Origin of the sequence: Halobacillus sp. B23F22_1 (assembly GCF_043497005.1) — a bacterium.
Taxonomy (GTDB): Bacteria; Bacillota; Bacilli; order Bacillales; family Halobacillaceae; genus Halobacillus_A.
This window is the reverse complement of record NZ_JBIEKE010000002.1, coordinates 1,355,019-1,367,122: the sequence shown is the minus strand read 5'-3', so window position 1 is coordinate 1,367,122 and position 12,104 is coordinate 1,355,019. Positions and strand designations below refer to the sequence as shown.

Annotated in this window: 10 protein-coding genes; 7 read left to right on the top strand and 3 right to left on the bottom strand. The window is 39.0% G+C overall.

Features of this window, described 5'->3' with window-relative positions:
• Nucleotides 1–164: 164 nt before the first annotated feature.
• Nucleotides 165–989 carry an aldo/keto reductase gene (locus ACGTNH_RS14795; protein WP_394587641.1) on the top strand — a complete coding sequence of 275 codons (825 nt, stop codon included), beginning with the start codon at nt 165–167 and terminating at the stop codon, nt 987–989.
• A gap of 38 nt (nt 990–1,027) precedes the next feature.
• Here the strand turns inward: ACGTNH_RS14795 and ACGTNH_RS14790 are convergent, their stop codons facing one another.
• Nucleotides 1,028–1,219: a hypothetical protein gene (locus ACGTNH_RS14790; protein WP_394587640.1), complete on the bottom strand. Its 192-nt coding sequence runs from the start codon at nt 1,217–1,219 to the stop codon at nt 1,028–1,030.
• A 113-nt stretch (nt 1,220–1,332) separates the two neighbouring features.
• On the opposite strand from ACGTNH_RS14790, the gene ACGTNH_RS14785 reads away from it, so the two are divergent.
• The 3 genes from ACGTNH_RS14785 to ACGTNH_RS14775 are packed head-to-tail and all read left to right on the top strand — an operon-like array spanning nt 1,333 to nt 5,028.
• The gene (locus ACGTNH_RS14785; protein WP_394587639.1) at nt 1,333–2,841 is read left to right on the top strand and encodes a spore germination protein; all 1,509 of its coding nucleotides are present in this window, start codon (nt 1,333–1,335) and stop codon (nt 2,839–2,841) included.
• Nucleotides 2,834–3,943: a GerAB/ArcD/ProY family transporter gene (locus ACGTNH_RS14780; protein WP_394587638.1), complete on the top strand. Its 1,110-nt coding sequence runs from the start codon at nt 2,834–2,836 to the stop codon at nt 3,941–3,943. The genes ACGTNH_RS14785 and ACGTNH_RS14780 overlap by 8 nt, the downstream gene beginning before the upstream one ends.
• Nucleotides 3,940–5,028 carry a Ger(x)C family spore germination protein gene (locus ACGTNH_RS14775; RefSeq protein ID WP_394587637.1) on the top strand — a complete coding sequence of 363 codons (1,089 nt, stop codon included), beginning with the start codon at nt 3,940–3,942 and terminating at the stop codon, nt 5,026–5,028. Before ACGTNH_RS14780 ends, ACGTNH_RS14775 begins: the two co-directional genes overlap by 4 nt.
• Nucleotides 5,029–5,278: 250 nt before the next feature.
• On the opposite strand, the gene ACGTNH_RS14770 is transcribed toward ACGTNH_RS14775, so the two are convergent.
• Complete coding sequence (locus ACGTNH_RS14770; RefSeq protein WP_394587636.1) at nt 5,279–5,746, bottom strand: hypothetical protein; 468 nt, start codon at nt 5,744–5,746, stop codon at nt 5,279–5,281.
• An 8-nt stretch (nt 5,747–5,754) separates the two neighbouring features.
• Nucleotides 5,755–6,750 carry a DUF3231 family protein gene (locus ACGTNH_RS14765; protein ID WP_394587635.1) on the bottom strand — a complete coding sequence of 332 codons (996 nt, stop codon included), beginning with the start codon at nt 6,748–6,750 and terminating at the stop codon, nt 5,755–5,757.
• Between the two features lie 136 nt (nt 6,751–6,886).
• Between ACGTNH_RS14765 and ACGTNH_RS14760 the strand changes: the two genes are divergently transcribed.
• From ACGTNH_RS14760 to ACGTNH_RS14750, 3 genes are all read left to right on the top strand, one after another.
• Complete coding sequence (locus tag ACGTNH_RS14760) at nt 6,887–7,897, top strand: TIGR00341 family protein (RefSeq protein WP_394587634.1); 1,011 nt, start codon at nt 6,887–6,889, stop codon at nt 7,895–7,897.
• Nucleotides 7,898–8,323: 426 nt separating this feature from the next.
• Nucleotides 8,324–10,066 (top strand): ABC transporter ATP-binding protein, encoded by a 1,743-nt coding sequence (locus tag ACGTNH_RS14755; RefSeq protein WP_394587633.1) that lies wholly within the window; start codon nt 8,324–8,326, stop codon nt 10,064–10,066.
• Nucleotides 10,063–12,093, top strand: a complete 2,031-nt coding sequence (locus tag ACGTNH_RS14750; protein WP_394587632.1) for an ABC transporter ATP-binding protein — start codon at nt 10,063–10,065, stop codon at nt 12,091–12,093. Before ACGTNH_RS14755 ends, ACGTNH_RS14750 begins: the two co-directional genes overlap by 4 nt.
• The last annotated feature ends 11 nt before the right edge of the window (nt 12,094–12,104 follow it).

The following is a 12,104-nucleotide window of genomic DNA, read 5'->3' as shown; positions in this document are numbered from 1 at the left end:
CTCTTTAGAGTGGGGAAGGACTTTTTCAGTTGCCTCAATAGTCGTTGGTCAATGAGGCAGGCTTATCTCTACAAGCTGAGAATTGCTTATATCAGTTTTTCTGTTTATTTTTTTATGGATAAGGGGAAAAGGACAATAAAATTGGTAATTAGGGGGAAATTTAATTGGATTTAGAATCGACACTTGAACTTTCAAATGGTGTTAAAATTCCTCAGCTTGGATTAGGCGTATACAAAGTTGAGCGAGGAGAGGAAGTTTACCAAACCGTACACTCTGCTTTAAACGTCGGGTATCGACATATAGATACAGCATCTTTCTATGGAAATGAGGAAGGGGTAGGGAAAGCGATTAAGGATAGCGGAATTTCAAGAGAAGAATTGTTTGTCACAACGAAAGTATGGAATGACGAACAAGGATATGAAGAAACCATTGAAGCCTTTGAACGCAGTCTGAAACGGCTGCAGTTGGATTACGTGGACGCGTATTTAATTCACTGGCCCGTTCCTGATCAATTTAAACAAACGTGGAAAGCGCTCGAAAAGCTTTATTATGACGGGAAAGTAAGGTCGATTGGAGTGAGTAATTTCTTGCAGCATCATTTGGATGATCTGCTTTTAGAAGCTGAAATCGTGCCCATGATCAATCAAGTGGAGTTCCATCCACAACTCTATTTAAAAGAACTGCTTCACTATTGTCAAAAACGTGGCATACAGCTGGAAGCCTGGTCTCCACTAGCACGTGCTAAGTATTTAGACCACCCTTTACTGCTTCAGTTAGGGGAAAAGTATGGAAAATCTCCTGCTCAAATTATTTTAAGGTGGGACCTGCAGCATGAAATCGTGACCATTCCTAAGTCTACCCATCAAGAACGGCAGATTGAAAATGCAAATGTATTTGATTTCAGTTTAACAGAGCGGGAGATGGAGGAGATAAACAGCCTTCATTGTGATCGCAGAGTAGGTTCGCACCCAGATCAAATCAATTCATAACTGATAAAGTACCGTCCGATTCCATCGGTCGGTATTTTTTATTTGCTTTCTTTCTGAGTCACTGGGTCTTTATCCCGCACATCTTCCTTGTAAATGACGAAAAATGGAAGGAACATAATAATTAGCAAAAAAGAAAATAAGATGATTTTAGCAATTAAATTAAACAAAAAGAAGATCGTTAGAAAAAAAGCTGCTAAGACTAACATTGGAATGATATAAGCGTAAATCAAGTCATTACCTCCTTTCCCATAGCTTTCCCCAATTCGCATAAAAAAACAAGGTATTGTGAACAATAAAACAGAAAGAAAGCCGGTATAAATGAATACGGTTAAGGAGTTTAATCATGTGGAAATGGAAGCGGAAACGAGTACAAGAAGAAAAACAGCAAGAGTTAAATACTAAGGCAGAAGAGACATTGGAAACGTTATTCGAGACCTTGAAGAAATCAGACGATTTTAAATCCTACCAAGCTGGGGTTAGCAGCTACATTGTTTCCTACATGGGAACGTTATGTGAACCCAGGCTTCTTAACCATTCCGTTTTACCTGTACTTAAGCAGCATACGGTGTATACGCTTGATGATTTAAAAAATCTTCTTCCAGTGGAAGATCTTCAGATTACGAATGATCCGGCCTTGGTCAGACAAAAAATTATGACAGGGCATATTGCAATTCAATTAAATGAGAAAGACCCAGGGGTTTTGCTTATTCCGGCAGTAACGGTTGAAGGAAGAAAAGTTTCCATTCCTGAAGTGGAGTTTAGTGTCGTAGGTCCAAAAGAAGCGTTTGTAGAATCCATTGATAAAAATATGAGTTTAATGCGGAAGCGATTAACTATTCCACAATTTACGATGAAAGAAGTTAATGTTGGAAAAATAACTAAGACAAGGGTAGGTGTGGTGTACATAGATGGGATTGCCGATCCGGATAACGTAAATACGGTGCTGCAGCGATTAGAGGATATTGAATATGACCAAATAATTGACAGTTCATTTATCACTCAGATGATAGCAGATAACTCTACATCACCTTTTCCACAGCTGTTAGACACAGAACGTCCAGACCGGGCCGTACAAGTAATTGTTGAGGGGAAGATTGCGATTATCGTAGACGGTTCCCCCCATGTTTTGACATGTCCTACCACAGTGGTCGAATTTTTTTCATCCTCTGATGACTATTTTTTACCGTGGCCCTTAGCCAGTGTCTTTCGTTTAATTCGCCTGTTTGCAGTATTCTTTTCTGTGCTTAGTACTTCTTTGTATGTTGCCATTTTAACCTATCATCATGAAATGATTCCTGAGGAGTTAATGTCGACAATTGTATCTTCAAGAGCTGACATTCCTTTTCCTCCAATTTTGGAAGTTATCATTTTAGAACTAACCATTGAATTACTTAGGGAAGCGGGAGCCAGACTTCCTACTAAAATCGGTCAAACGATAGGTATTGTAGGAGGAATTGTTATTGGAACAGCGGCAGTAGATGCAGGACTGACAAGTAATGTCCTCCTCATTATTGTCGCACTGGCAGCACTGGCGTCCTTTACTACCCCTGTGTATCAGATAGGTAACACCATCCGCCTCATTCGATTTCCATTTCTGCTTGGTGCTCAAATGTGGGGATTAATTGGTGTTTCAATGGTGATGGCCTTTTATATTGGGCATTTGATTAAATTAAAGTCTATTGGCCGCCCATTCTTTGCGCCAATTTATCCCTTGCGGTTTCGCGATTTAAGAGATGCGTTTATTCGCCTGCCGTTCAACAAGCAGTCGGAAAGGCCTTTACAGACCCGCCCGGTTGATCCGGTCAGGTTTAATATTAAACGAACATCTGAGAAGAGGGATGTGGATGAATAAACTTTCAAATACAAATAGCGTTCGTATACCTGAACAGTTTCTTATTACTCCGATGTTTGTATTTTTTATTATTCATTCGATGCAAGTAGGAGTAGGGATATTAGGATTCGAGAGTTATATAGCTGAACATTCAGGATTTGATTCCTGGATTTCAATTTTGTTAGCTGGGGCATTCATTCATCTTTTGCTATGGATGGTGTATGAGATTCTCAAAAAAAGCGGAGGAGATATTGTATCTGTTCATAAAGACTTGTTTGGAAAGTATATAGGCGGACTGTTTAGTCTGTTCTTTAGTTTTTACTTTTTACTGTTAGCCCTTACTGTGTTACGTACGTTTATTGAAGTGATTCAAGTATGGGTGTTTCCGAGTCTTCGAATAGAAATTTTTACTTTAGTATTTCTAGGGCTGATCTATTATTTAGTCATCGGCGGTTTTCGTTTAGTTACTGGTTTTTGCATGATTAGCGTAGTGTTAACAGTTCCGCTGCTTCTATTGAAATTCTTCCCAATTGAAGTAGGAGAAGTCAATTATTTATATCCTGTCGTTGATCACAGCTTACTCGATTTTTTAAAATCGGCAAAGGCAAGCATTTTAAGCTTCTTAGGCATTGAACTGCTGCTAATTTTTTATCCTTTTATAAAAAACCCCCAAAAGTCCGTCAAATGGGCCCATTTCGGAGTTTTCTATACAATTTTAGTCTATTTAGCAACTGCCCTTGTAGCTTTTGTCTATTACAGTGAAGAGCAGCTTCAACATGTAACGTGGGGAACAATTTCTTTATGGAAAATTGTTGAGTTTCCGTTTATCGAACGTTTTGAGTACATCGGTATTGCCTTATGGGTATATGTCATTGTTCCTAATATTTGCTTAGCTATGTTGGGGGCTAGCCGTATTCCAAAACGAATATTTAATGTGAATCAAAAAGTAATGATTGTCATTTACTGTCTTATCCTTTATGCAGCTGCTTTATTCCTGGATGACCGGGAAATAGTGGATAAAGTGAACACATTTACTGGAGAAGTAGGTTTGTATTTTCTTTTGTATATTCCTGTATTGTATGTATTAACGTTGGTACTCCATAAAGTGAGGAATCAAAAATGAGACGAAAAAGCTATTGGCTGCTTGTTGTTATATTGTTAGCAGGGTGTCAAGCGATTTATAGTGTGGAAGACCGGGCAATCGTTCAAATTTTAGGCTATGACTATGTGGATGAAGATCAATTGAAAGGAACGGTCGGCATCCCTCATTACGGCGAAGACGCATCTCGAACTGTAGAAGAGTTAAACTTAACGCTCACAGCAGAATCATTAAAGGACTTCTCAGAGAAGGTCGAAAGAGAAACCTCTAAACCATTATCAATGGGTAAATTAGCTGTGACGCTTTACGATGAGCGTATAGCACAGGAGGGGATAGAAAAGTTCTTGGATGTATTAAGCCGTGATCCTAGGGTGGGGCGTAATATTTACATGGGGATCGTAGAAGGTGATGTGCAGGAATTAATTGAAGAGAAATATGAGCAAAATGAGACGACCGCTAAATATGTGAAAGGGGTTATTGAAAATAACAGTCAACGTAATTTCCCGGAAACGAATCTGCATTCTTTTTTGTACGCTTACTATGCAGATGGAATAGATGGTTTTCTCCCGTATATTACAAAGAAGAATGGTCACATTCAAATATCAGGTATAGCTTTATTTGATGGAGGTAAATTAGTATCGGTTGTTTCTGAAGAAGATGCTTTGACTTTAAAGTTACTTAAAGATGAAGTAAATCAAGGAGCAGCTAACATTAGGACTGCTCAGGAAAGCTTAGGAAATGTAGGGATTGAAGTAACTGATTCAGCTGTAAAGTATAAAATAGATAAAAGTAAAGAAATGCCCGAGTTCGAAATTAATATCAGGGTGAAAGCGTTTATTAATGAAATGAAACAACAAGAAGTCGATAGTGTCCAAACTCCTGAACTTGTAGCAGAGATCGAAAAGAAATACAAAGAACAATTTAAGGAAACAGCAGAAGACTTAGTCCAGCAATTTCAAGAAGCCGGTACGGATCCATTAGGTCTTGGGAACCTTGTAAAAAACAGGTATCGGAACTTTGATAAAGAAAAGTGGGAAGAACAGTACCCTGAGGTGCCGGTAAACGTAAATGTAGAGGTTAATATAACTGGTACAGGAATTTCACTATAAAAAGACAAGTTGGGACAAAACTGAATAAAGGCATAAATAACCCGAATGATTCTAGTAGAATCAGTTCGGGTTATTTAGTCAAATCGCTTGAGGCCGCTAAAAAGTCTTTTTCTCATCTAAAAGAGCTGTTAAAGTTTGTTTTTAGATCTCACGAATCGCTTGTCGGTGGATGCTTGCAGCGGGCAAGGCCTCAGCTTCTGCTGAAAGCAAAGAGGGCTCATCGACTTGCGCTGTTTTATGTTTTATTGGTTTAAACGGCTGTAAATCTCAACATAATGGTTCTGACGAGAAGTCCGATTCCTATGCCAGGAATAAGAAAAAGAATAGGGAGCCATATCGGACCTAAAAGCATTCCATTCACCTTAAATTCAGCAGAATAAATTACTCCAATGGTAACGAAATAGGCTGAAAAAGCGAAAGGGAGAAATGACAGCGGTGGTGTGTCAGAGTCTGCACCTGCCTGTTTATAAGCATCCCAAATGGCGAATGTATAAATACATGGGTAGAACATCAGCCATTGATAATCCGTTATTTCAACAGCCTCCGAGATCTTTCCTTTGAAACTAAAGAGGATGGCGGTATTAAAATGACTATAAACGTTAATAATCACTTCCAATAGAATGAAAAAAATCCCTTTTAAAAATTGGTGATTAAGCAGCTGACCGAACCCTGGAAAAGCGATACTCCAGAATAAAACTTCTAATCTTTTGTTTTTCATAAGTTGGCCTATCCCTTAATGCGGTTAAATAGCTGGGAACGATTTACCGCTTGGGGAGGTTCCTCTAACCAGTGGTTTTTGATCATAAGATCAACTCCGTCTTTTGCATATAAACCTATCTCAATGGCGAGCTTCTGATAAAGGAGCACAAGATCATAGCGAAGACTTGCCGTGGATGCAGCAGAGTAGTTACCCTGCCCAGTGCTCGTTAATACACTGATGAGAAAAACAATCAATTTATTTGAAAAAGGAGCAATTGTCGATTGAGTCACGTAGGATGAAGAGCCCATTGGCGGATGAATATTAGATTCGTTAAATAGCTGCGTGAATAATTTAATGTGCTTTTGAGATGCATCTCGACCTTTAATCATAAAGGTTTGGACTTTTTTACTGTTTGTGGTTTGAGCAAACCCAGTACATAATAATTCACCAATTGCGTTGCTCTTAATGTTTTCAAACAGGTGAGTCATTTCAACTGCATTTAAAGAGCGCTTATGAAAAGGACTTAAATATTTTTTTCCTTTTACAAATTCAACTTCTTTCTCAATCTCAATTTCGGGAGCACTTGTAAATATTCCTTTCGATATTGATGTGGCAACAGCGTTATTGAAGAAATTGGTGGTGGCTGTCAAGGTTGTTGAATAAAAGGAGCGAATTTCCTCAGTCACACTTGAAGACAAAGATAAGCTGTAGGCCAATAATCCGGCTTTGCCCATGTTCTCAACAAATTGAAGCATTAAAGCATCAGAAAAAAGTTTAGGTGCTTCTAAATTAACGTCATCTTCAGTAAATCCTACGGGAATAGGGAATTCCCCTACTTCTAAATATTGTTGGGTTTGTGCATATACATCATTCGAGACTTGAAAAGTTTCGTCTATAATTTCTTTAATGTTTTCGTCTTCGACCGTTTCTAAAAAGTATTTTAACACTTGAATTGACATTCCTGCCTGCAAGTTTTGTGTCCAAAGTGATCCTATTTCATTTGTAGTTAATTTATTAGTCATTCAACAATCTCCTTTACTTCCTCATTTTGATTTATTCTTACCATAAGTGCTCATTTTATTTCTTTTGTTTTAGCATCAGTCTGAAAATAAAGGAAAAGATAATCGAAACTGGTATTTAGTAAAGGAGGGAGCAGCCATGAGTTTACAGCTCGTAGAAGTTCATGTTCCTCCGTCACACCTTGAATTGTTTCATAATAAGTTAGACGATTACGAATATGAGTCGTATTGGATTGAAACTCAAAAGGACGGAAGAACGTTATTTCGAATTCTTTCTAGAACAGGAAATGTGGAAGATATTTTAAATGATTTAGAAGAAGTTTCTCATCAGGTGGAAGGGTTAGAAACCGTTCTATTGCCTGTGAGAGCTTATTTTTCTAAGCACACAATTAAGTCGAAAGATAAAAAAGAAGAGAAGAACCAGGAAGCAAAGCTGAAAAGAGCGAGCCGTCAAGAGCTCTTAACTACGATCGAAAAAAATAGCAAAGTCACATGGAATTATTTACTTCTCATTTTATTATCAGCTATTGTTGCTACGACTGGTTTTCTAAAGGACAGTGAAGCGGTAGTCATAGGGGCGATGGTTATAGCACCTATGATCGGTCCCGTGATTGCAGTTGCGTTTTCCTCCATTCTTGGAGATTATAAAATTCTCGGTAAATCAGCTTTCACCTCCTTTATAGGGGTATTCATTGTCGTTGGTATTTCTATTCTTTTTGCCGGGTTGATGAACCTGGATTTAGAGACGAAGCAATACTTAAGCCGGACGGAAGTCACAATCATTGACGTTATTTTAGGAGTGGCTTCAGGAGCAGCTGGAGCGTTGGCTTTTCTTAACCGCTTGTCTGGAAACTTGGTCGGTGTAATGGTGGCCGTTGCCCTTCTTCCTCCCTCGGTTGCTTTAGGGATGTCGATAGGTAGCGCGGAATGGGCGTTCGCTTATGGTGCATTTCTGTTAGTGACTGTCAATATTATGTCCATCCTATTGGCGGCAGTCGTGATTTTCTCGATCAGCGGGATCCGTCCTGTGCAATGGAGAGAAGTACAGAAAGCAAATGTGTCCCGCCGTTTGTCGATGGTTTTTATCTTTACCATCGTAGCGGTTCTCGCTTTGTTAATATTTATAAGTGAAGGACAATCCAATTTGTAAAAATTTCAATTTGTATTGCAATAATTTTCCGAAAACTATATAATAAATAATCATTAAGTAAAGGGGGTCACGAACATGAAAAAGCAGCTGAATGAAGTACGCATGAACTTCATATTTTCGTGGCCTCTACGTTTCTTCTAAAACAACATTAAGAGAAGCAAAAGGGTCACATATGTCCGTGGCCAGCTCTATTTATTTTTCTAAGCATACGTCACGTACGTATGCTTTTTTAGTGTCCAGGAATTATAAAATGCCACACAGAGGCATCCAGTTCCAGCGTTTTAGTTTTGATTAAGCGGTTTCATCCGCTTCTCATAAAATTAAAAAAAGGAGGAAGGAAAGATGGATCAACAAAAAGCTGAAAAGAAAACGTTAAAAGAATGGAAAGAGAGTGGCTAGCTGTTTTACGGTGGAAAGGATGATTAGATGTTTAGTGTTTTATTTAAGTTAAGCTGGTTTTTTAAAGAATATTGGAAACGATATACGTTTGCAATTGCAGCGCTGATTATCGTTAGTGCCATTGACTTAATTCCCCCAAAATTAGTGGGGATGACGATTGATGAAATACAATTCAATACGCTGACAAGGGAACGATTAATAGAAATTTTAATGATTTACGGCGGCATTATTTTTGTGAGTTATTCGCTGTCTTACATGTGGGATTACACATTATTTAGTGGAGCAGCAACTTTAGAAAGGACCATGCGTTCACGGCTGATGAATCACTTTTTACGCATGACCCCAAGGTTTTTTCAAAGCAACAAAGTTGGAGATTTGATGGCACGATCAACTAATGATTTAAAAGCCGTCATGATGACTTCAGGATTCGGAATCTTAACGTTAGTGGATTCAACGGTATTTATGATTTTAATTATACTAATGATGGGGTTCACCATAAGCTTTAAGCTTACTTTAGCAGCTTTGCTGCCTTTACCGATTATGGCGGTGGTCATGAATCGTTATGGAAAAGTGATCCACGCAAGGTTTATTGAGGCTCAGGAATCGTTTGGTGATTTAAACAACAATGTGCTGGAATCTGTGAGAGGAGTACGGGTAATTCGCGCTTTCGTACAAGAGAAAAATGATGAAGAAGCGTTCCAGCGCATGACGAATGAAGTGTACAACAAAAATGTGGCTGTAGCAAAAATAGATGCTTTATTTGAACCGACGATTACGGTTTTAGTAGGAACTGCGTACACGATTGGCTTAGGATATGGTTCTTCGCTCGTCTTCCAGAATGTTATTACGCTTGGTGAAATGGTTTCGTTTAATGTCTATCTTGGGATGTTAATTTGGCCGATGTTTGCTGTAGGGGAACTCATAAATGTGCTGCAGCGAGGAAATGCGTCGCTTGACCGAGTGAATGAGACGTTAGCTCAACAACCTGATGTAGCTTCTCCATTAAAGCCGGTCCACATAAATGCACCTAAATTAATAGAATATCAAAATGTTTCTTTTACTTACCCGAATACAAGAAAGCCAGCATTAAAAGGGGTGGACTTGCGTATCAAACAAGGCGAAACAATAGGGGTTGTAGGTAAAACCGGAGCTGGAAAGACGACCTTTATCCGGCAATTTCTCAGGGAGTTTGCCGGTATGGAAGGTTCAATTAAAGTAAATGGGGTGGACTTAAACGACATTGATTTAGATGAGACTCGTTCTTGGATGGGCTATGTTCCTCAGGATCAGGTGCTTTTCTCAAAAACAATACGTGAAAACATTCAATTTGGTAAACAGGAGGCCTCTGATAAAGAAATTTATCGTGTATTAGATCTCGCCTGCTTTTTAGAAGATATCAAAGTCCTGCCAAATGGATTGGATACCCTAGTAGGGGAAAGCGGTGTTACATTATCTGGAGGCCAAAAACAAAGGGTAAGTATAGCCAGGGCATTCATTAAGAATCCTGAAATTCTTCTACTCGATGATGCAATGTCGGCTGTTGATGGGAAGACAGAAGCAGCAATTATTAAGCATCTTCGAAAACAGAGAATGAACAAAACAACCATTATTGCCGCACACCGATTATCGGCTGTGACTCATGCTGACCATATTATCGTTTTGGCTGAAGGAAAAGTCGTGGAAGAAGGAAGACACGATGAGTTAATGCAAAAAGGCGGCTGGTACCAACAGCAATATAAACACCAGCAGTTGAAGGAGGGGACAGAATGAAACGACGCTCAACAGAAAGAAGGTTAATTGAATATGCTTTCACGTTCAAAAGAAGTGTAGCCATAGGTTTGATCTGTCTCATCGTTGCTGTTGGACTTGAACTAACAGGACCTTTTATAGCAAAACATTTAATAGACAAACATATCGTAGGGATAGAAACACAATGGCACGAAGTAACAAAAGAGGATCAGTGGACGGTCTCTTATGAAAATAAACAATATAAAAGGGATGATCGTTTAACGAGTGAGGAAGAAAGCAGGGGAGTAGCTACGATACTCCAAGTCGGACGCCAGTATTATTTTGTGGATGAAGAAGTTCCAATGACGGGAAGTCGTTCAGTTACAGATGGGGAGCTTCAGGTGGAACAGTCTGATCAAAGTATTCTCGTGGATGCGAACCCATTATCTTTATCAGAGCTTTATTCTTTTTTCAAACCTGAACAAGCACCAATCTATTGGCTGCTTGCTCTATATGCAGGTCTCCTTCTTATTGCGGCATGTTTTCAATTTATCCATACTTTCGTATTACAGAAAACATCCAACCGTATTATTCGCAAGATGAGAGATGATTTATTTAGTCACGTCCAACGGCTGCCGCTCTCCTATTTCGTCAATCAACCAGCTGGGAAAGTAGTAGCTCGAATTACCAACGATACAGAAGCAATTCGAGAACTTTATGTAAAAGTATTAGCTACATTTGTAACGAGTGTTTTCTATATGACGGGAATTTATGTGGCATTGTTTCTGTTGGATGCCAAACTAGCTTTGCTATGTTTAGTGGTGGTACCGATCATATTTATTTGGATGAAAGTTTACAAGTACTACGGCGGTAAATACAATACAGTAGTGCGCTCCACAGTCAGCGACATGAATGGAAATATTAATGAAGCTATTCAAGGTATGTCAATTATTCAAGCTTTTCGTCAAGAGAGGCAGACTTCTCAGGATTTTGAAAAACTTAATAATAAACATTTTTTCTACGCACGGAAATTAGTTCAGTTAAGTGCGTTAACATCTTTCAACCTTGTGAATGTGATTAGAAATATCGCTTTTGTAGCTCTTATATGGTATTTCGGCTCAGGGTCACTTGGGGCAGAGGGAATCGTAACAGTAGGAGTACTTTATGCCTTCGTTGATTATTTAAATCGATTATTTCAGCCGGTAACGGATCTCGTTAATCAGCTTCCTCAATTAGAACAAGCTCGTGTAGCTGCAGGAAGAGTGTTTGACTTGATGAATGAAGAAGGAGAGAAAGTTTCTGAGACACCAATGAAGCGTTATAAAGGTCATATTGAATTTAACGATGTGTCTTTCGCCTATAACGATAAGGATGATGTTCTGCACCATATATCTTTCGAAGTAAAACCGGGAGAAACAGCGGCTTTTGTGGGGCATACCGGTTCAGGGAAAAGTTCAATTATGAATGTGCTTTTTCGATTTTATGACCACCAAAAAGGAACAGTGAAAGTGGATCAACAATCTATAAGTGAATGGTCAAGACAGCAAATCCGGAGTCATATGGGTATAGTACTTCAGGACCCATTCATCTTTTCAGGGACGATTTTGTCGAATGTTACGATGAATGATAAGAACATTTCCCGTGAAATGGCGATTCAGTCATTGAAGGCTGTAGGAGCTGACCGTTTTATCGAAAAACTCCCCCGGCAGTATGATACTCCTGTAAGAGAAAATGGCGATGCATTGTCAATGGGAGAGAGGCAGCTGATATCGTTTGCCAGGGCACTGGCTTTTGATCCTGTGATTCTTATACTGGATGAAGCTACAGCCAACATTGATACAGAAACAGAACAGGTAATTCAGAAAGCTTTAGAAATATTAAAACAGGGGAGAACGACGCTGGTTATTGCCCACCGTTTATCGACGATTAAGCAAGCTGATCAAATTTTTGTGTTAGATCGTGGTACAATAATAGAAAGTGGGAAGCACGAAACTCTTATTCAAAATGGCGGGAAGTATCATCACATGTATAAAATGCAGCAAGGTGCCTTAAAGGAGCCGGCTGTGTAAGGTGTTACCTA

What these genes read in the sequence shown, in the direction of transcription:
- ACGTNH_RS14785 (WP_394587639.1), top strand. Translation starts at nt 1,333, where the DNA reads ATGTGGAAATGGAAGCGGAAACGAGTACAAGAAGAAAAACAGCAAGAG.
- ACGTNH_RS14780 (WP_394587638.1), top strand. Translation starts at nt 2,834, where the DNA reads ATGAATAAACTTTCAAATACAAATAGCGTTCGTATACCTGAACAGTTT.
- ACGTNH_RS14775 (WP_394587637.1), top strand. Translation starts at nt 3,940, where the DNA reads ATGAGACGAAAAAGCTATTGGCTGCTTGTTGTTATATTGTTAGCAGGG.
- ACGTNH_RS14770 (WP_394587636.1), bottom strand. Translation starts at nt 5,746, where the DNA reads ATGAAAAACAAAAGATTAGAAGTTTTATTCTGGAGTATCGCTTTTCCA.
- ACGTNH_RS14765 (WP_394587635.1), bottom strand. Translation starts at nt 6,750, where the DNA reads ATGACTAATAAATTAACTACAAATGAAATAGGATCACTTTGGACACAA.
- ACGTNH_RS14760 (WP_394587634.1), top strand. Translation starts at nt 6,887, where the DNA reads ATGAGTTTACAGCTCGTAGAAGTTCATGTTCCTCCGTCACACCTTGAA.
- ACGTNH_RS14755 (WP_394587633.1), top strand. Translation starts at nt 8,324, where the DNA reads ATGTTTAGTGTTTTATTTAAGTTAAGCTGGTTTTTTAAAGAATATTGG.
- ACGTNH_RS14750 (WP_394587632.1), top strand. Translation starts at nt 10,063, where the DNA reads ATGAAACGACGCTCAACAGAAAGAAGGTTAATTGAATATGCTTTCACG.